General features: G+C 60.5%; 18 protein-coding genes. 13 read left to right on the top strand and 5 right to left on the bottom strand.

The window, feature by feature from the left end; genetic code table 11:
• Window positions 1–11: 11 nt before the first annotated feature.
• The 3 genes from ACNA0J_RS01425 to ACNA0J_RS01415 form a co-directional block, all read right to left on the bottom strand.
• On the bottom strand, window positions 12–1,232 hold the full coding sequence (locus ACNA0J_RS01425) for a CaiB/BaiF CoA transferase family protein (protein WP_415815657.1): 1,221 nt from the start codon (window positions 1,230–1,232) through the stop codon (window positions 12–14).
• A gap of 226 nt (window positions 1,233–1,458) precedes the next feature.
• Window positions 1,459–2,607 carry an acyl-CoA dehydrogenase family protein gene (locus ACNA0J_RS01420; protein ID WP_415815655.1) on the bottom strand — a complete coding sequence of 383 codons (1,149 nt, stop codon included), beginning with the start codon at window positions 2,605–2,607 and terminating at the stop codon, window positions 1,459–1,461.
• A gap of 69 nt (window positions 2,608–2,676) precedes the next feature.
• Window positions 2,677–3,297: a TetR/AcrR family transcriptional regulator gene (locus ACNA0J_RS01415; RefSeq protein ID WP_415815653.1), complete on the bottom strand. Its 621-nt coding sequence runs from the start codon at window positions 3,295–3,297 to the stop codon at window positions 2,677–2,679.
• A 156-nt stretch (window positions 3,298–3,453) separates the two neighbouring features.
• Between ACNA0J_RS01415 and ACNA0J_RS01410 the strand changes: the two genes are divergently transcribed.
• Together ACNA0J_RS01410 and ACNA0J_RS01405 are read left to right on the top strand one after the other, a co-directional pair.
• Complete coding sequence (locus ACNA0J_RS01410; RefSeq protein ID WP_415815651.1) at window positions 3,454–4,449, top strand: NAD(P)H-dependent flavin oxidoreductase; 996 nt, start codon at window positions 3,454–3,456, stop codon at window positions 4,447–4,449.
• A gap of 19 nt (window positions 4,450–4,468) precedes the next feature.
• Window positions 4,469–5,212 carry an enoyl-CoA hydratase-related protein gene (locus ACNA0J_RS01405; RefSeq protein ID WP_415815649.1) on the top strand — a complete coding sequence of 248 codons (744 nt, stop codon included), beginning with the start codon at window positions 4,469–4,471 and terminating at the stop codon, window positions 5,210–5,212.
• Window positions 5,213–5,291: 79 nt separating this feature from the next.
• Here ACNA0J_RS01405 and ACNA0J_RS01400 read toward each other — a convergent pair whose 3' ends face one another.
• The gene (locus ACNA0J_RS01400; protein WP_415815647.1) at window positions 5,292–6,125 is read right to left on the bottom strand and encodes an enoyl-CoA hydratase/isomerase family protein; all 834 of its coding nucleotides are present in this window, start codon (window positions 6,123–6,125) and stop codon (window positions 5,292–5,294) included.
• A gap of 108 nt (window positions 6,126–6,233) precedes the next feature.
• Here ACNA0J_RS01400 and ACNA0J_RS01395 point away from each other — a divergent pair, with 108 nt between their 5' ends.
• From ACNA0J_RS01395 to ACNA0J_RS01385, 3 genes are all read left to right on the top strand, one after another.
• The gene (locus ACNA0J_RS01395) at window positions 6,234–7,130 is read left to right on the top strand and encodes an NAD(P)H-hydrate dehydratase (RefSeq protein ID WP_415815646.1); all 897 of its coding nucleotides are present in this window, start codon (window positions 6,234–6,236) and stop codon (window positions 7,128–7,130) included.
• A 96-nt stretch (window positions 7,131–7,226) separates the two neighbouring features.
• Window positions 7,227–7,460 (top strand): hypothetical protein, encoded by a 234-nt coding sequence (locus tag ACNA0J_RS01390; RefSeq protein ID WP_415815644.1) that lies wholly within the window; start codon window positions 7,227–7,229, stop codon window positions 7,458–7,460.
• Between the two features lie 483 nt (window positions 7,461–7,943).
• Window positions 7,944–9,569, top strand: coding sequence for an ABC transporter substrate-binding protein (locus tag ACNA0J_RS01385; RefSeq protein ID WP_415815642.1), 1,626 nt, complete (start codon window positions 7,944–7,946; stop codon window positions 9,567–9,569).
• A 219-nt stretch (window positions 9,570–9,788) separates the two neighbouring features.
• On the opposite strand, the gene ACNA0J_RS01380 is transcribed toward ACNA0J_RS01385, so the two are convergent.
• Window positions 9,789–10,712 carry a LysR family transcriptional regulator gene (locus ACNA0J_RS01380; RefSeq protein ID WP_415815640.1) on the bottom strand — a complete coding sequence of 308 codons (924 nt, stop codon included), beginning with the start codon at window positions 10,710–10,712 and terminating at the stop codon, window positions 9,789–9,791.
• A gap of 400 nt (window positions 10,713–11,112) precedes the next feature.
• Between ACNA0J_RS01380 and ACNA0J_RS01375 the strand changes: the two genes are divergently transcribed.
• The 8 genes from ACNA0J_RS01375 (at window position 11,113) to ACNA0J_RS01340 (ending at window position 19,806) form a co-directional block, all read left to right on the top strand.
• Window positions 11,113–12,726, top strand: coding sequence for an ABC transporter substrate-binding protein (locus tag ACNA0J_RS01375; RefSeq protein WP_415815638.1), 1,614 nt, complete (start codon window positions 11,113–11,115; stop codon window positions 12,724–12,726).
• A gap of 144 nt (window positions 12,727–12,870) precedes the next feature.
• On the top strand, window positions 12,871–13,848 hold the full coding sequence (locus tag ACNA0J_RS01370; RefSeq protein ID WP_415815636.1) for an ABC transporter permease: 978 nt from the start codon (window positions 12,871–12,873) through the stop codon (window positions 13,846–13,848).
• A gap of 4 nt (window positions 13,849–13,852) precedes the next feature.
• Window positions 13,853–14,770: an ABC transporter permease gene (locus tag ACNA0J_RS01365; RefSeq protein ID WP_415815634.1), complete on the top strand. Its 918-nt coding sequence runs from the start codon at window positions 13,853–13,855 to the stop codon at window positions 14,768–14,770.
• Window positions 14,770–15,753 carry an ABC transporter ATP-binding protein gene (locus ACNA0J_RS01360; protein ID WP_415815632.1) on the top strand — a complete coding sequence of 328 codons (984 nt, stop codon included), beginning with the start codon at window positions 14,770–14,772 and terminating at the stop codon, window positions 15,751–15,753. The genes ACNA0J_RS01365 and ACNA0J_RS01360 overlap by 1 nt, the downstream gene beginning before the upstream one ends.
• Window positions 15,750–16,751 carry an ABC transporter ATP-binding protein gene (locus ACNA0J_RS01355; protein ID WP_415815630.1) on the top strand — a complete coding sequence of 334 codons (1,002 nt, stop codon included), beginning with the start codon at window positions 15,750–15,752 and terminating at the stop codon, window positions 16,749–16,751. The genes ACNA0J_RS01360 and ACNA0J_RS01355 overlap by 4 nt, the downstream gene beginning before the upstream one ends.
• Window positions 16,752–16,754: 3 nt before the next feature.
• The gene (locus ACNA0J_RS01350) at window positions 16,755–17,660 is read left to right on the top strand and encodes an alpha/beta hydrolase family protein (protein ID WP_415816491.1); all 906 of its coding nucleotides are present in this window, start codon (window positions 16,755–16,757) and stop codon (window positions 17,658–17,660) included.
• Between the two features lie 36 nt (window positions 17,661–17,696).
• The gene (locus ACNA0J_RS01345; RefSeq protein WP_415815629.1) at window positions 17,697–18,827 is read left to right on the top strand and encodes a M20 family metallopeptidase; all 1,131 of its coding nucleotides are present in this window, start codon (window positions 17,697–17,699) and stop codon (window positions 18,825–18,827) included.
• 73 nt (window positions 18,828–18,900) lie between these two features.
• Window positions 18,901–19,806, top strand: a complete 906-nt coding sequence (locus ACNA0J_RS01340) for an amidohydrolase family protein (protein ID WP_415815627.1) — start codon at window positions 18,901–18,903, stop codon at window positions 19,804–19,806.

Raw genomic sequence — 19,806 nt, 5'->3', positions numbered from 1 at the left:
CGTGTCTACTCCTATGTTTTTAGTGCCTGGATTTCTGCTTCGGACAAGCCCAGCCGCTCTGAGAGCACTTGCTCAGTGTGCTCGCCCAGCAAGGGCGCAGGGCGGCGATATTGCACGGGGCTATCCGAGAATTTCAAGGGGCTGGCGGCGATGGGGGCCACGCCAGCCGTGGGATGAGGCAGTTCGCGCCGCATTTGGCGGGCCTGCACCTGAGGATCCTCGTACACCTGATCCAGCGTGTTGATGGGGCCGGCGGGAACGCCAGCGGACTCGAGCTCGGCCAGCCAATGGTCGCGTTTGCCCGTTGCCATACGCTCGCTGAGCAACGGCACCAAAGCTTCGCGATTTTTCACGCGCTGCGGGTTGGTGGCAAAGCGCGGATCCTCGGCCAACTCGGGCGTGCCAATGACGCGGCAATAGTTGCGGAACTGGCTATCGTTGCCCACAGCCACGATCAAATGGCCATCGGCCGCGGCGAAGACCTGATAAGGCACCAGGTTCTGGTGCGCGTTGCCGGCACGCTGCGGGGCCTTGCCCGAGGTCATGAAGTTCAAGTTTTGATTGGCCATCATGGCGACCTGGCAGTCCAGCAAGGCCATGTCGATGTGCTGGCCCAAACCACTGCGGCTACGCTCATGCAGAGCGGCCAGGATGCCGACAGTGGAATACATGCCGGTCATCAGGTCAGCAACGGCAACGCCGGCTTTCTGCGGGCCGCCGCCGGGCAGATCGTCGCGCTCGCCGGTGATGCTCATCAAGCCGCCCATGCCCTGAATCATGAAGTCATAGCCCGGACGGCTGGCGTAGGGACCGGTCTGGCCGAAGCCGGTGATCGAGCAGTAGATCAACGCCGGATTCTCGGCTTTCAGGCTCTCGTAGTCGAGGCCGTATTTACGCAAACCGCCGACCTTGAAGTTTTCGACCAGGATGTCGCTCTGGCGAGCCAGTTGGCGCACTAATTCGGCGCCGCGCGGCGAGGCGATATCCAGCGCCACCGAGTACTTGTTGCGATTGGCGCTCAGGTAGTAGGCGGCCTCTGTGGTGTCTGCGCCGTCGGCGTCTTGCAGGTAGGGAGGCCCCCAGGCGCGGGTATCGTCACCCGAGCCTGGGCGCTCGATTTTGATGACTTCGGCACCCAGATCGGCAAGATTCTGAGTGCACCAGGGGCCGGCCAGGACGCGAGTCAGATCCAGAACGCGAATGCCGGTCAGGGGAGCGGGTCGTTGTGACATGTGAGCGATAGGTAAATGCAGTAGCTGCGTGATCAAGCGGTCAGAGGGAAAAGCCTTTGGATATTAGCCCCTGCCGCGGTCAAGGCGTATTCTGTTTTCCGCACGTTCTTGTGCGTATTTCGCACATGGAGCGCAGCGCGGTAGGGTGCAAGCGTTCGATAGCGCACATGAAACGCTGTGCACTGCCGCTTGCATCGTATCGCGTGCGCCGCGCCGACCATGGGCATTACGAATATGCCTTGATTGTCTCGCGTGCAATCACCAACTGCTGGATCTGCGACGTCCCCTCGAAAATGCGGAACAGACGCACGTCACGATAGAAGCGCTCGACAGCGTATTCAGAGATATAGCCCGCACCGCCGTGGATCTGTACCGCGCGGTCAGCCACGCGACCGACCATTTCGGTGACGTAGAGCTTGCAGCATGCGGCCTCCAGTGTGGTGTTCTCGCCGCGATCGCGCTTGCGCGCGGCATCCAGGACCATGCAGCGTGCGGCGTAGAGCTCGGCCTGGCTGTCGGCAATCATGGCTTGGATGAGTTGGAATTCGGAGATAGGCTGGCCAAACTGCTTGCGCTGTGTGGCGTATTGGACGGCATCGCGGATCAGGCGCTCGGCGATACCTACGCACAGCGCTGAAATGTGCAGACGGCCTTTGTCGAGCACGCGCATCGCCGTACGGAAACCATTGCCCTCCTCGCCCCCCAACAAGGCCGACGCAGGAACACGGCAATTATCGAAAATCACGTCGCAGGTCAGCGCGCCCGCCTGGCCCATTTTCTTGTCGGGCTTGCCCAAGGTCACGCCTGGGGTTCCGGCATCGACCAGCAAGCACGAGACGGATGAGGCCTTGCGTTCGGGCGCGGTACGAGCCATCACGGAAAACAGACCCGCGATGGGGGCGTTGGTAATGAAGCGCTTGGTGCCATTCAAGACGTAATGATCGCCATCGCGCACGGCAGTCGTGCGCAACGATAGCGCGTCAGAGCCTGCATCGGGCTCAGTCAGCGCAAAAGAGCCGATCAATTCGCCGCTGGCTAGCTTGGGCAAGTAATGGCTGCGCTGCTCGTCGGTCCCGGCCAGAACGATGGATTGTGAGCCGATACCGATATTGGTGCCGGCCAGCGAGCGAAAAGCGGGAGACGTCTGTCCGAGCTCGAATACGACGCGGACTTCTTCTTCCATGGTCAGTCCCAGGCCACCGTATTCGGGAGCAATGGACAAGCCAAACAGGCCCAAATCTCGCATCTCGGCGACGATGTCGTCGGGAATCTCACCACTATGCGCCAACGCGTCTTCGGCAGGAACGAGCCGATCGGTCACAAAGCGGCGGACCGCGTCCAGCAACAAGTTCAAGGTTTCAGTATCGAGGGCCATGATGAGATCTGTTAACGCAAAAAGAATAAGAAAGAAAAAGCCGTCTGGTGAACGCGAGGCTTGCGGTCGTTACGCATTCATTCCTCCACTCAGTAAATCGAAATAGCCGGCGGCGATGGCCTCGGCGGTCTGCGCACCGCCTGGCTGGTACCAACGCGCCATCCAGTTCAACATCGACAACACCGCACGGCCGCTGGCCGCGACGTCCAAGGAACGGAACTCACCGCGCGCGATGCCATCGGCAATGATCTGGCGCAGCAGTCGTTCGTAACCATCGCGCAGGCGGGCAGCATCCTCGCGTTCGGTGATGGCCATCCCCGAATAGCCAATCAGCATGGTGACGAACTGGGCGTGGTGGTCTTCAAAATAACGGGCGTGAGCCACCATGAATTGACGTAGACGCTCTGGAGCTGCCGTGGCCTGGGAGACCGCATGCGACACGGCGGCGGTCAGCCCAGCCAGCACATCCAGAATGATGGCGTCGTAGATATCTTGTTTGGTCGTGTAGTAGTGATAAATGGCGGCCTTGGACACACCAATGGCGGCGGCCAGATCGGCGATCGAGCTGCTCTCGTAGCCGCAACGGGCGAATAGCCGGGCAGCCTCTTCCAGGATGCGTTCCCGAGGAGCGGCCATCGTGGGCGGCCGGCCAGCACGGGGGCGTTTGGCAGCGAGCGGGCTAGTAGACATGGCGACCTGAATCTGGCGTGGCCGGCTACACCGATAAACCTGCATTGACAGGCCCGCGACGCATGCCGTTAAATGAAAGAAAATTAATTACCGGACAGCCGGTAGGTAATTATAAGCACGTGTTCTCCCCTCTTTCAACCACTACGTCTCCTCATCATGAACGCACGCGACGAAGCTCAGCCCAATTCCCTGGTCAATCAGCTCTATGCGCAGATGACGTTGCCGGTCATCTGCTCGCCCATGTTTATTGTGTCGAATCCGAAATTGACGGTGGCGCAGTGCACGAGCGGCGTGATGGGGTCCTTTCCTGCGCTAAACGCCCGCCCCCAGACTCTGCTGGACGACTGGCTGTCGGAGGTACAAGCGGGGCTGGCCGATTATCGGCAGGCCAATCCGTCGGCGGTGGTAGCGCCGTTTGCGGTGAATCAGATCATTCACCAGTCCAACGATCGGTTGGAACACGATCTGCAGAGCTGCGGTAAACATCGAGTGCCCTTTATCATCACCAGCCTGCGGGCGCCCGGGGATCTGGTCGCGGAAATTCATGCATGGGGAGGAAAGGTTTTCCATGATGTGACGACGCTGCGCCATGCCGAGAAAGCGCTGGAAGCCGGGGTCGATGGTCTGATTCTGGTGTGCGCGGGTGCAGGCGGCCATGCTGGCACGCTCAGCCCGTTCGCCTTGTTGTCCGAGGTGCGGCGTATTTATGACGGTCCGATTATTTTGTCGGGCGCGATCACCTCGGGTGCAGGGATATTGGGTGCGCTGGCGATGGGGGCGGATTTTGCCTATATGGGTACCCGATTTATCGCGAGCGCCGAAGCCAACGCCTCAGGGGCATATAAACAGGCAATCGTGGATGCAAGTGCGTCGGATATTTTGTACACGCCGTTCTTTACCGGGATACCCGGCAACTATCTGAAGGCCAGCATCGCGGCGGCAGGATTGGATCCTGCCAACCTGCCCGTTCCCGATACGGGCGCGTCCAATTTTGGATCAACCCGCGTCAAGCCTTGGAAAGACATCTGGGGCGCGGGACAAGGAGTAGGCGGTATAGACAGCGTGCGTCCAGCGGCCGAGATCGTGGCGACACTGCGGCAGGAATATCGACAGAGTCAGGACCGCCTGGCGGGCAAAACACTGGCCAATTGAGTCACTGAGGATTGAGACCATGCCAAATAGCCTCATCGTCGAACGCGCCGGCTCGGTTCTGCAACTGACGCTCAATCGGCCCGAACGCCGCAATGCCTTGGATATCGCGACCTATTATGCATTGGCGGATCAACTGCGTCAGGCAACCGAGGATCCTGGCTTGTCCGCCATCATTTTGTCGGGCACAGGCGAACATTTCACCGCCGGCAATGATTTGCATGATTTTCAGGCCGACCGTCCCGAGGGCGACAGCGCGGGAATGACCTTTCTGCGGGCCCTGATCGCCACGGACGTGCCGGTCATCGCGGCGGTAGAGGGTTATGCCATCGGGATCGGTGTGACACTGCTGCAGCATTGCGATTTTGTCTATGTTGCCCGCAATGCGACCTTGCGGATTCCGTTTGTCGCGCTCGGCCTGTGTCCAGAGGGCGCATCCAGTCTGTTGCTGCCGCGTCTGGCCGGTGCGCGTAAGGCTGCGCAATGGCTGCTGCAAGGCAAAGCGTTCAGCGCCGACGAGGCGCAAGATGCGGGGCTGGCCACCGCTGTCACCGACCCTGGCGACGCGTTGGCCATGGCGAAACAAGTCGCCGCGGTACTAGCCGAACAACCACGTCAAGCGCTGCGCCTGACCAAGAACATGCTCAAGCGCGCTGATCGCGAGGCCATTGCGGAAACGCTGGAATTTGAAGCCACGCAGTTTCGGGCACGCCTGAAAACCCAAGAGGCGCAGGACGCTTTCGCGCGCTTTTTGAACAAACGTTGATGGCGCCACGCAGCGCCACATAAGGCAACAAGCGCCGGCTACCGACACCCGTTCGCGCAGTCTGCGCGGGCTCGTCCACTCAGAACGGCGCGTCCGCACTGAAATTCGGCGGACGCCGCTCGCGCAAGGACTGTATGCCCTCGCGCACGTCCGGCCCCGCAAAGCCCATGAATTCCAATGCCAGTGAGGCATCGAAACTGGGCCCCGCCATACGCAGCCAGTTGTTCAGCGCATATTTGGTCCAGCGGATGGCGGTTTGAGAACCGTTGGCCAATTTGCCTGCGACTTCGAAAGCCTTGGCGATGAGCTCTGCCTCATCCACGCACAACGAGACGAGGCCGATGCGTTCGGCTTCCTCGCCACTGACGGTTTCGCACAATAATAAGTAGTACTTCGACTTGGCCATGCCGCACAGTAGCGGCCAGACGATGGCGGCATGGTCGCCGGCAGCTACCCCGAGCCGGGTATGCCCGTCAATGATGCGGGCATCGCGAGCGGCAATGGAAATGTCGGCCAGCAGCCCGGCGACCAGACCAGCCCCCACGGCTGCGCCGTGCATGGCGGACACGATGGGTTTGTTGCAGTTGATCACGTTGTAGACCAGGTCGCGTGCCTCGCGCCAGACGCGGGACCGCACTTGAAAATCATCGGCCATCTGCTCGACCAATTCCAGATCCCCACCGCCGGAAAAGCCCTTGCCCTCGCCACGAAGCACCACGACCCGGGTATCCGGGTCCGTATCCACGTCGCGCCAAATATCGGCCAGCTCTCGATGTAGATGTTCGTCGGCCGTAGACAGTTTCCCCGCCACGCCACCTCGGGACCCCATGATGATTTCCAGGACGCCCTGCGGATGACGGCGCAGTTTCAGGGATTGGTAACGCGCGTAATGCGCGAGCGATGTATCGGACATGATCTCCTCCGTGCGATGTGAATGCTTTCCGGGCACTATAGTGGATAGTCGCCTGCCGCTGCTCTCGGGCAGCAAGCGGGAGTTCAACCTAGCGAATACCGCCTGACTATGCCCGACCACCAGACCAATATCCGTCCCCTTCCCAATCTCTCGGCGTCAGAGGGGGAACCCACCTCGATCTGTCCCGAGAACTTGCCCTCTTTGTTTGCGGCGCGCCCTACCGAGGCTCACAAAGGCACATTTGGCACCGTGGCGATCATCGGCGGCGGCCCCGGCATGGTGGGAGCGGCGTTACTGGCCGGACGAGCTGCGCTGAAAACCGGGGCTGGCAAGGTACTGATTGGATTTGCTCAAACAGACTGCCCGATCGCGTGCGATTTGCTGCAGCCAGAGTTGATGTTGCGCGATGCCGCTTCGCTTTTTCAGGCCGCCCTCCCTGTGGACGCCTGGGTGGCAGGCTGCGGACTCGGAACGGGTACACAGGCATTGAACACCCTCAACAGGTTATTTGCGCTGCGGGGCAATACCCCTCTGATCCTGGATGCCGACGGGCTCAACCTCCTGGCGGGAGGGCTATTGCCCGCGTGGGGACCCGGCACGGTGATTTTGACCCCTCACCCTGCCGAGGCTGCCCGGCTGCTGAATTGCACCAGCCGGGAAATTCAGGCCAATCGTCAGCATGCGGCCCGAGCCCTGGCTCAACGGCATCAGGCCTGGGTCGTTCTCAAAGGGGCAGGCACGCTCGTCTGCCGGCCCGATGGCCGGTGTTGGATCAATCGCACAGGTAATCCAGGCCTCGCCACGGCCGGGACGGGAGATGTCCTGGCCGGCATGATGGGCAGTCTGATTGCCCAGAACATCACGCTGGATCAGGCCGTGCCGGGCGCGGTCTGGCTACACGGCGCGGCTGCCGACGCGCTGGTATCGGCCGGCGTCGGCCCTATAGGACTGACAGCGGGAGAACTGGCGAACGCTGCACGCCAGTTGCGAAACCACCACGGTTAGAGGGAGTTACAACTTATCCACAGTTTTATGTTGCAATGCACTTAGGGTTATCCCTATAATGGTTTACCCCATGACGAAACGGACTGGAGAAATACCATGACTGAACTGACCCTGAACCAAAACGCCCGCCTGACCGATGCCCTCGAGCGCGACCTGCTCCGTGGCGCAATGGAAAGCCAACAGAACATCCAACCGCAAGCCCTGCTCAAGCAAGCCGGCTCTGCGATCGCCCGCGCTGTCGGTGCCTTTGCCGACTACGTCACTGAAGTCCATGACGCTATGAACCGCGCGCGCGCCGCCAGCGCCCACTACACTGGCTCGCAGTGGTAATCCGCGGGCAACTTGCCGCCCCCCTCTGAAAAGAGGCCGGCGGCAAAGTCTTGCCCGTTTGCGGTGATATCCGCTGGCTTTGCCCGTTGCCTCGCAAAGGCTTTCGCACGCGTGCCACGATGCTGTGGCGATGCAGTCCGCTGAACACTGTTCTTTGCACACTGAGGCAACCCGGTAGCAGTCCGGCAATGCCCTAGCGGTATCACACGATGCGCCCCAAGGCGCCGCACCCCGAAGCGGGGCGCGGCGCCTTTATATTTTGTTGCCCGGACACCCAAAATAAAACTCCCCCTTGCAGACAACACCAAAGGCACAGCGCGGGGCTTTTGGGTCGCGAGCACGGAAATCTGGGTCGGCAATAGCGGACTGTGCGCATTGACAACGCACGAAATCGCTTCCGATAATCGCCCCCTTGCAATGATTGATTACTACTTTCGGCCCCCTGCTGATCGTGGCGCAGTCATTCGCCGATTCGGAGCCCCAATGAAATTGCGTACTTCCCTGGCCTTGCTGGCCGCGACCGCCAGCCTTGCTGCCGCGCCGACTGTCCTGGCCCAGTCGCTGACGATCGCCCTGTCGTCCGAACCCACCTCTGCTGATCCGCACTATCACAAGCAGACCCAGAACGATGCGTTCGCCGCGCATGTCTATGACTCGCTGATCAATCGCAATGCCGACATGGAGCTCATCCCCGGTCTGGCGACATCGTGGAAAAACCTGGACGATCTGACCTGGGAGCTGAAGCTGCGCGACGGCGTGAAGTTCTCGAATGGCCAGCCGTTTACATCGCAAGATGTGCTGTTTTCGGTCTGCCGCACGCTGAACAACGAGACCAACATCTCGCAGTCGTACATGACGGTCACCAAGCTGCTGACGGACGTGCAGACACCCGACGAGCACACCGTCATTCTGAAGACGGCAGAGCCCTTTCCTCTGATGCCGGCCGAATTGGCCCGGCAATTGCCCATCATCTGGAACGGCATCGTGGAACACGGCCCGCTGAAATTCGCGCCGAAGGAAGGCTGCGGCGTGACCGGTCCGTGGCCGACGGTGGCGGATTTCAATAATGGCAAAGATGCCATTGGCACCGGGCCGTACACGTTGAAGTCGTACGTCAAAGGCACCGGGATCGAGCTGGAACGCAACGAAAACTATTGGGGTACGAAACCCGAATGGAAAACGGTGAAGTTCGTCCCCGTGCCGAACGCCGGCCCGCGCCTGACGGGCTTGCTCTCGGGTGATTTCGATGTCATCGAAAACCCGGCGGCACGAGATCTGCCACGCCTGAAAGACAACAGCAACTTCGGCTTTATCGCTACCCCATCGACGCGCCTGGTGTTTTTCCAGCCTGATGTCGGCCGCAACCCGAGCCCCTTCGTCAAAAGCTCCGATGGCAAAAACCCGCTGCAGGATCTGCGCGTGCGCCAGGCAATCAATATGGCGATCGACCGCAAAACCATCAATCAGCGCATCATGGATGGGCTGGCCACCCCGGCGTACCAATTCATGCCCGATGGCATGTTTGGCGCCCTGCCCAAAGCGCCCGAGATCAAGTACGACCCGGAAGGCGCCAAGAAACTCCTGGCTGAAGCTGGCTACCCGGACGGTTTTGAACTGACGCTGTCATCCACGAACAACCGCTATGTGAATGATGCTCAGGTTACCCAGGCCGTGGCGCAATACCTGTCGCGCATCGGGATCAAGGCGCATGTCGATGCGATGACGGCTTCGATTTATTTCCCCAAGCGCGCCAAGCGTGAGTTCAGTTTCGCGATGGGCGGCTGGCCGGCGGAAACGGGCGAGGCCTCGGCGTTGTTCCAATTGTGGGTGGCTTCGCTGGATTCGAACCGCAGTCTGGGCACCAGCAACTACGGTGGCTATTCGAATCCCGATTTCGACAAGGTCTATGAACAGGCTATCGTCACGATCGACCCGGAAAAGCGCAAGCAACTGCTGCAGCAATCCACGCAAATCGCGCTGGATACGCTGCCGCTGATCCCGCTGCACTTTGAAAGCAGCATCTGGGCGTTCCGCAAAGGCCTGGACTATGAAGGCCGCCGCGACCAGTACACGCTGGCCATGTCGGTGCATTCGGCAAAGGGCAAGTAAGCCTGACTTGGTCGCATAACGCGGCTGAGTGCGCGAGCGATCGCGCATCTGCCCCTCAAAATGGGATTCCGATCCGGTTTCGAGGGGCTTTTTATCGCTGGGCCGCTCCCAAGATAAAGCTCCCGGAAGACGGCACGCCGGCGGCGTGGCATGAGGTTTTTATCGTTTGGGCTTTCTCGCTAGGCAACCCACAGTGCCCGTGAGGGCAGCACCGCCACGTCAGCGTCCCGGTGATGACTCCAACGTTGACTCCAGGGCATCGATACGCGCCTTCAGGTGGTCGATGAAACGGGTCACCCCGATCGGCAGCAAACGGCCTTCCATGGTCTGGATCTGCAAATTACGCGATTGCAGCTCGGCGCTGACGACGGGACGCGCGACCAGCCCGTCCTGAACCAATCGCCACGCTACAGAGATATATCCAGCGAACATCACGGCGTTGGAATGCCGTACGAAACCATGCAGCGCTGGCGAGTAATTCGATACCAGGGCTGCGTGCAAAGGCACAGCCTCCAGGGCACATGTGCGGTTCAAGAGACGCCGGGCAGTGCTTTTGTCGTCAGTCAACGCCAAAGGATAAGCCAACACCTCCTCCAGATGTAGCGGACTGCGAGCCGCCAAGGGATGATTCACGGCCATGACGGCGTAGACGGGTGCACGCCACGAGTGCAATACCTGCACCCCTTGGGCGGGCTCGACGTTGAAGGATACCGAGACGTCGATATCGCCGTTGGCAATGGCGCGCATCGCCTCGGGCGGGGTCAAGACATGCAGTGCAAAGCGCGTGCGCGGATATTGCTTTCGAAAATCGACCATCGCGACGGGCAAAAACCCCTGTGCGGGGCCTTCTGATGCTCCGACCCGGATTTCGTCGTGCGGCGCGCCTTGCAGCCCCGCGATCTGCCGCAGCACTTCATCTGCCTCTAATTGCGTACGGCGTGCATGAGCCAGCAGAAGCCGGCCAGCCTCGCTCAAGACCATGCCCCGAGGCGCCCGATCGAATAGCGGGGAGCCGACTTCTTCTTCCAAGCCGGCGATTTGGCGGCTGATGGCCGACACCGCGACGTGCAATTGCTTGGACGCGCCGCTCAGACTGCCTGCTTGGGCGACAGCCACAAAGTACTTCAATGCGATGCCGTGCATGGCTGCTTAACCTCTGCTCATGGGTCGGGATCCGAGCGCTAGAACGGCTGTATTTTCCCTGCAGCTTTGCCAAAAAAGCAAATGCTGTGGCAAATATTCTAATTGTCGAGAAAGCTGACAGGCCCCTAGAATCAGCCTCAAGATAAGAATCAGCGCCGCACGAGCCTCAGGCCAGCGGCCTTTCCCAGGGGGAAAACGGTGATCCTGGCACGAATCCGGCCATTGTGTCCGGCACACGCGCATGGTTTGACACGAGCAGCTCGATACAGAGCCGGTGAATTGTGCTCGCCTCAGCGTTCCCTCATTGTCCCCCTCCTCCAGACGTAGCTGTCGTGCCTACGCCTGATCCCTGTATTCCCCGCTTTGCATTCGCCCAAGAACCTCGCCCAGAGAACACACCATGATCGTCTCTCGCCTTCGCTTGGCCACCCTGACTGCACTGCTCGGCTTGGCTGCCGGCGCTCACGCCCAATCCCTGACCATCGCATTGGCCTCGGAGCCAACCGCTATCGATCCGCACTACCACCAAGCCACGCCGAACAATGCCATGGCGTCGCAGATTTTCGAGACCTTGGTGGCTCAGGATGCCAAGATGAGTTTGATTCCCGGCCTGGCTGCATCGTGGAAAACGCTGGACGACACGACCTGGGAATTCAAGCTGCAGAAAGACGTCAAGTTTTCGAACGGTCAGCCGCTGACGCCGCAGGATGTGATTTTCACGTTTTGCCGTGCCATGAATAACGAAGAGTCGATCGCGGGCTCGTATGAAGCCGTCGTGCAGAAATTCGCCGATGTCCAGACGCCGGATGCCCATACGCTGATCATCAAAACGCGAAAACCGTATCCCCTGCTACCCAACGATCTCACGCGGATGGGCATCATATGGAACGGCATCGCCGAACACGGCCCCATTACGTTCGATCTGGAGAAAAAATGCGGCGTCACCGGCGGCTGGCCCAGAGTCGCGGATTTCAATAATGGCAAGCATGCCATCGGCACGGGCCCGTACAAGCTCAAATCGTACGTGAAAGGCAGCGGGATTGAACTCGAACGCAACGAGGATTACTGGGGCCAAAAACCCGAGTGGCGCAACGTGAAGTTTGTACCCGTGCCGAACGCCGGCCCTCGACTGACGGGCTTGTTGGCCGGCGATTTCGATGTCGTCGAAAGCCCTGCTGCTCGTGACGTGCAACGTATCAAGAGCACGCCAGGCTTTGGTTATGTCGTCACGCCCTCGGTGCGCGTCGTGTATTTCCAGGCGGACGTCGGCCGCGAAAACAGCCCGTTCGTGAAAGCCGGCAATGGCAAGAATCCCCTGCAGGATGCCCGCGTGCGGCGGGCCATCAGCATGGCGATCGACCGCAAGACCATAGTCGACCGGATCATGGACGGAATGGCCATGCCTGCCAATCAGTTCTTGCCTGACGGGATGTTTGGAACGCTGCCTCATCCGCCGCAGTTGACCTACGATCCTGCGGGGGCGAAAAAACTCCTGGCCGAAGCAGGATATCCCAATGGTTTTGAACTCACCCTGTCATCAACCAATGATCGGTACATCAACGATGGCCAGATCACCCAGGCCGTGGCGCAATATCTGTCGCGCATAGGCATCAAGACACATGTCGACACCATGACCCGCTCGGTGTATTTCCCGAGGCGCGCCAAGCGGGAATTCAGCTTTTCGATGGGAGGCTGGTCATCTGAAACCGGTGAGGCATCATCTTTCCTGCAGTACTGGGTGACCTCGTTTGCGCCCGAGTTGGGCATGGGTACCAGCAACTACGGCCGCTATTCGAATCCGGAGTTGGATCAGATATTCCGCCAGGCGGTCACCACGGTAGACGACGCGCAACGTGAAAAACTGTTGCAGCAGGCCTTGACACTGACACTGGCCGATCTGCCCAGTATTCCCCTGCATTTCGAGAGCAGCATCTGGGCATTTCGCAAGGGGTTGACCTACGAAGGGCGCGCAGACCAGTACACTCTCGCTTCGTCAGTGAAATCCGTTCCCTAAGGTCGCCTGTAACAACGCCCCTCTGGAACGGTGAGCCCCCAGGCGCAGCGTGAGACATGTTCCCGCGCCGCGCCACGCCTCATGGACAGCCAATCGATGGCCCGGCATGAGGACTTTTTTTGCAAGTCGTAAGGAACGCCTAACGTGGTTCTGTTTACCCTACGCAGGTTGATTCAAAGCCTGTTCGTCCTGCTGGCCGTCTCGGTCGTGGTGTTTTTCGCGGTGTATGCCGTGGGGGATCCGATCGAGTTGCTGGTCAGCCCTGAAGCCACGGTGGAAGCACGCGCCGCCACCATCGCCCGCCTGGGGCTGGATCAGCCCATCTGGCATCAGTACTTCACCTTTCTGGAACGTGCGCTGCACGGCGATCTCGGCACGTCGTTCGTACATGGTATCCCCGCGATCGAGCTGATCGTGCAACGCATGCCGGCCACGTTTGAATTGGTGGTGGTCGCCATTACCCTGACCTGTATTATCGGGATCCCGTTGGGCCTGGTTGCAGGTCTATACCGCGATCGGCCATTGGGGCGCGGCATCATGGCCACGTCGGTGCTGGGTTTTTCGCTGCCCAATTTCTGGCAGGGCATGATGCTGATCCTGTTGTTTGCCGTCTGGCTAGGCTGGCTGCCGGCATCCGGGCGCGGCGACACGGTCAGCGTGCTGGGTGTCCCACTGTCGATATTGACCGTCGATGGCTGGTCGCATGTGATCATGCCTGCCATCAATTTGGCGCTCGCCAATATCGCCTTGGTATTACGCCTGACCGCCACGGGAGTCGCCGAGGCGCAAACCCAGGAATACGTAAAATTCGCACGCGCCAAAGGCGTGAAGCCGGGACGCATTGTGCGCCGGCACATTCTGCGCAATATCCTGATCCCTGTGGTGACCGTAGTCGGGATGGAGTTCGGCAGCCTGATCGCCTATTCCACCATCACCGAAACCGTGTTCGCCTGGCCCGGCATGGGCAAGCTCTTGATCGATAGCGTGTACCAACTGGATCGCCCGGTCGTCGTGGCCTATGTGATGCTGGTCACGCTCATCTTTGTGATCGTCAATTTTGTTGTCGATATCTTGTATGCCGCGCTCGATCCGCGCGTGCAACTCGTCGCTCCTTCGCATTAACGCTATGGCTCATCCTACTCAAAACGCCCGCATGCGGACCATCCAGCCGCTGGAAGACACGCCGCGCCGCGCCGCCATTCTGAAAAAACTGCGTGGCCGTCCCACCGTCACGGGATCGGTGATTGCGCTGGCTATCCTGATGGTCGTCGTACTGGTCGCGCCCTATTTTGCGCCGCAGAACCCATACGATCTGGCTAATCTGAATCTGCTGGACGGCCGCCTCGCACCGCGCTCGACCTCGATGGACGGCATGGTTTATTTGCTGGGCACGGACGATCAGGGCCGCGATATGTTGAGTGCCATCCTGTATGGCCTGCGCATCAGCCTGATGGTGGGCCTGTCGGCCGTCGCGCTGTCGACGGCCATCGGCAGCATGGCGGGACTGATCGCAGCCTACGTTGGCGGTTTTGTCGATACGCTCATCATGCGGATCGTCGACTTTATCCTGGGATTCCCGACGATTCTGGTAGCGCTGGTATTGCTGGCGATGATGGGCCGCGGCGTCGACAAGGTCATCCTGGCGTTGGTCGTCGTACAGTGGGCGCACTATGCCCGCATCATGCGCGGCCGCGCATTGCAGGAACGCCGCAAGGAATACGTCGAGGCAGCCGCAAATCTGGGCTTTCCGGCATGGCGCATCATGGTGTTCCATCTGCTGCCCAACTGTATCGGGCCGGTGATGGTGTTCGCCACCATTCAGATCGCCACTGCGATCGCGCTGGAAGCCACGCTATCGTTCCTGGGCGTAGGGGTGCCGATCACAGAACCCTCGCTGGGTCTGCTGATCGCCAACGGCTTTCAGTATCTGCTTTCAGGCGATTACTGGATCAGCATGTTCCCCGGCGTTGCACTGTTGCTGCTGATCCTGACCATCAACATCGTGGGCGACCGCCTGCGCGAAGCCCTGGACCCGCGCCGATAATGAACGACACCATCCTACAGGTGCGCGGCCTGCGCACCGCATTTCATACCGAAGCCGGCGCCTGGCCGGCCGTTGATGGCGTAGACCTGACCGTGCGCCGCGGCGAAATCCTGGGTCTGGTCGGCGAATCCGGCTCTGGTAAGTCCGTCACGGGGTTTTCCTTGCTGGGTCTGATCGATCCGCCGGGGGAAGTCGTCTCGGGCGAGATTCTGTTCCAAGGCCAAGACCTGCGCAAACTCGACGAAGAAAGCATGAGGCGCCTGCGCGGCAACCGCATCGCGATGATCTTTCAAGATCCCTTGATGACGTTGAACCCGGTCTTGCGCGTTGGCGAGCAGATGATGGAAGCCATCTTGACGCACGAAAACGTGCCCGTGGCCCAGGCACGCGAACGCTGCCGCGAAGCCCTGGAAATGGTGGGCATTCCCTCGCCGGAAAAGCGGCTGGATAACTATCCGCACGAGTTCTCCGGCGGTATGCGTCAACGCGTGGCGATTGCCATCGCCATGTTGAATCGCCCCGATCTGATTATTTGCGACGAACCGACTACCGCGTTGGACGTGACCATTCAGGGGCAAATCCTGTATCGCATGCAGGAAATCTGTCGCCAGTACGATACGGCGCTGATCTGGATTACTCACGATCTGGGCGTGGTCGCCGAGCTGGCCGACCACGTAGCCGTGATGTACGCGGGCCGCATCGTCGAGGCAGGTCCAGTCAATCAGGTGTTGGATGCACCGCGTCACCCCTATACCAAAGGGCTGCTTGATTCCATGCCAGCGAATACCGCGCCAGGCGAACGGCTGCATCAGATCGACGGCATGGCGCCCAGCCTCGCGGGCCGACCCGTGGGCTGTGCTTTCCGTCCGCGTTGCTCCCGCGCCGTTACCCGTTGCGCTGAACAAGCTCCCTCCATCCTGCAAGAAGGCCCGCGCAGCTACCGCTGCTACGCCCCGATTGCCCTAGAGACTGCCTCCGCATGACCCCGCAAGACACGCCTGTTATCGAGCTACGCAACGTCCATAAGCGTTTCGAGCAACATCCCGATCTGGCCCAGCGCATCCTCGCGCTGACCGGCAAACCCATTGATCGCCGCACCGTCCATGCCGTCAACGGCGTAGACCTGTCGATCCGGCGCGGCGAGGTGCTTGGCCTGGTCGGCGAGTCCGGCTGTGGTAAATCCACGTTGGGCCGGGTTGTCGCCGGGTTGCATCGGCAAACGGAAGGAGAATTGCTGTACCAAGGACAGTCCACGGCCACGCTGCGCGGCGCCGAACGCCTGGCCTATACGCTGGGCGTGCAGATGATTTTCCAGGATCCGCAAGCCTCGCTAAATCCACGCCAACGCCTGCGCCAGATTTTGGGCGAGGCCTTGAAAGTACACAAGCTTGCGCCGGCTACCGAGGTCCCCGAGCGCATTGACCGTGCCTTGTCTGAAGTTGGCCTGGATCGCGAATATCGCGACCGTTTTCCCCATCAGATTTCTGGAGGGCAACGCCAGCGTGTCGGGATCGCACGCGCACTGATGGTGTCGCCCAAGTTCCTGGTGTGTGACGAACCGGTTGCAGCGCTGGACGTTTCGATTCAAGCGCAAGTCATCAATCTGTTCATGGATCTGCGTGAACAGCACGGCTTTACTTATCTGTTCATCAGCCATGATTTGGGCGTGGTCAAACACATCTCGGATCGCGTGGCCATCATGTACCTGGGCAAGATCGTCGAACGCGCCCCCGCATCCGAGATATTTGCGCGTGCGAATCATCCCTATACCCAAGCGCTATTGGCCGAGGTACCGGACGTCGGCCGTCGCGGCCGCAAATTCACGCCGATTCAGGGTGAGATCCCATCGCCGTTGAATCCCCCGTCGGGCTGTACCTTTCATCCGCGCTGCCCGCACGCCACGGCGCGCTGCCGCGAAGCCGTCCCCGAACTCAAAGAAATCGCACCCGGCCATTGGTCGGCCTGCCACTTGAACGCCTGAATCATCATGAAAGCAGAACTCACCAACGTCGATCGTATTGGGCTGGAACTCGGCCATGCCGGCCGCAATGCCTTTGTCTATGTCGATGACGATCGCAATGCCGATCGCCCATTCACATTGCAAACTTATCGGCCCTATGGCTATACGCCCGATCGGCCCGTCGTGATCGTGCAGCATGGTGTGCTGCGCAATGGTGATGACTATCGCGATTTCTGGATCCCCACTGCCGACAAGCACAACGTGCTGATTGTGGCGCCTACGTTTTCCAATGATATCTGGCCGGGCGTCGAGAGCTACAACAACGGCCGCGTATTCAGCCCTGGCGGAAATCCGCGCCATGTGGACGGCTGGACCTATGCATTGATCGGCAAGATATTTGCCGACCTGCGTGCAGCCGGCATCACCGAGGTAGAGCAGGCCCATTTATTCGGTCATTCCGCCGGGGGTCAGTTTGTGCATCGCCTGATGAGCAGCCAATCCCATGCACCATTTTGCGCAGTCACCGCCGGCAATCCCGGCTGGTACACCCTTCCCACGTTCGAGCATCGCTTTCCCGAGGGACTGGACGGCGTGGGCCTGACCGAAGACCACCTGGTGCGTCTGCTGGCCTATCCGATGACGATCCTGGCGGGCGATCAAGACATCAGCACCAACGACCCCAACCTGCCGTCGGAACCAGCGGCATTACGTCAAGGGCCGCATCGCTTTGCCCGCGCGCATCACTATTTCGAGGCGGGTCAACGCGAGGCCGCACGCCGTGGTGTGCCATTTAACTGGACCCTGCAAGTCGTCCCTGGCATAGGTCACGACGGCCGGGTCATGTCGGCCGCGTGCGCGAGCCTGTGGTTCGAGGGCAAGCTGCCCAGCGAAGCAGAGTTGGCCAAACTGGCTGGCCAGCACGTCGCCTGAGTTTCTTATTGTTCATTCTTTATCTGGAATACCGATATGTCCGCCCTCCCGTCTACTGAAGCCCTGGTCGCCGGCATCCAATCGTGGGTGCGCTGCGAGTCGCCGTCGAACTCGCCTGAGGGAGTGACCAAGATGGCGGCCTTGGTCGAGGCACAGGCCCGCGCCGCGGGCTTGACTGTGGAAGTGACGTCGCTGGGCGCTGATACCGGCCCCCTGCTGTACGCCACAAACCGCGCGGCGGATGATACCCGCAAAGGCATTCTGGTGTTGGCGCACCTGGACACGGTGCATCCGATCGGCACGCTGCAGGAGAATCCCTGCCGCATCGACGGCGACCGTCTATATGGCCCCGGCAGCTACGACATGAAGGGCGGCATTTATCTGGCGCTGACGGCTTTGTCGAATTTGGTGAAACCGGGCTCGACACAATTGCCCGTGGATTTTCTGATGGTGCCCGACGAAGAAACCGGCAGCCACGCCTCGCGCGCGTCGATTGAACACTATGCCGCCAATGCGAAATATGGCTTGGTGTGCGAGCCTGCCCGCCCCAATGGAGGCGGCTGCGTCACGGCGCGCAAAGGCACCGGCATGCTGCGACTGAACGTCAAGGGGCGCCCCGCTCATGCAGGTATGCAACACGAGAAAGGCCGCAGCGCGATTCGCGAAATGGCACACCAGGTGCTGGCCCTGGAAGCGATGACCGACTACGAACGTGGCGTCACGGTCAGCGTCGGCACTATCGCCGGTGGCACAGTGACCAACACCGTACCCGCACAATGCCGCTGCGTCGTGGACTTCCGGGTTCCCGATATGGGGGCCGCCGAAGACGTGCTGCGCCGCATGCGCAATTTGTGCGCGGTCGGCCCCGATGTGGAGCTGGACATCGATGTCGAACTGAACCGCCCGCCCATGGTGCGCAGCGATGCTGCGGTCGCCCTGCTGGAAATGGCACAGGGCTACGCCCGCGAGGCCGGCTTTGAGTTGGCGGAAGCACCCATGACGGGGGGCGGCAGCGATGCCAATTTCACCTCGGCAATGGGCGTGCCCACGCTGGACGGTCTGGGCGCCGACGGCAACGGGGCTCATACACTGGATGAGTACGTCTTGATCTCCACGCTGCAGACGCGCGTAAAATTCTGGGAATTGCTGCTGCGTCAACTGGCGTGACGCGGTAGTGCGGATGCTTGCGTGATCCGGCAACGCCGGAATATCGCAAGCACCACTTCCGGAGACACGTTGCATGCCTAGTCCCTCTGCGCACCCCGAACAAGAGGTGCCGTTCTGCCTTCCTCCCCTCCCCCTGTCCGAACAAGAACCCGCACGGTTCGAAGTCCCGCCCGGTGCCTGCGATACGCACGCGCATGTCGTCGCTGACGACGCGATAGCGTACCCCATGGTGCCAGAGCGCACCTACACGCCACACCCCGCAACAGAAAGCTCGTATTTGGCCATGCTGGACACCAACGGCATGTCGCGCGGGGTATTGGTGCAAATCAGCGTGTACGGTACGGACAACCGCTACATGCTGGAAGTCCTGCGCCGCAATCCGGATCGTTTACGTGGCATCGGTGTCGTCGCCCCGACGATCACCGATCGCGAACTGCAAGACATGCACGAAGCGGGGGTACGCGGTCTGCGCATCAATGTGCTGTTTGGCGGCGGCATCGGCTTTGATGCGATGGAAACCCTGGCGCACCGTATCAAGGATCTGGGCTGGCACATGCAATTCCTGATGGACGCACGCCAACTGCCGGAACTGCTGCCGCGCATGCGCAAGCTACCGGTGCCCGGCGTGGTGGACCACATGGGACACATGCCCGTCGCCGAGGGGGTGCAAAGCCCTGGATTCCAGGCCTTGCTGCACATGGTGCAGGATCACGGCTGGTGGGTAAAACTATCTGGCTCATACCGCATCAGCGATCAATTCGATCACTACACCGACGTCATCCCGTGGGCTCAGGCCTTGATCGCTGCCGCTCCCGATCGCATGGTCTGGGGCAGTGACTGGCTGCATGTGCATACATCGCCCATGGTCAACACGGGCAAACTGCGTAATCAACTCGCGGACTGGGCACCCGATGCACAAACTCGGCATCGCATCCTGGTCACGAATCCTCAAGTCCTTTACGGCTTCCCTTCCCTCTAA

This window comes from Bordetella tumbae (genome assembly GCF_965139195.1).
In the GTDB taxonomy this organism is placed as follows: Bacteria; Pseudomonadota; Gammaproteobacteria; order Burkholderiales; family Burkholderiaceae_B; genus Bordetella_A; species Bordetella_A tumbae.
Note: the sequence above shows the minus strand (reverse complement) of the source record. Positions and strands in the feature narration are given on the sequence as shown.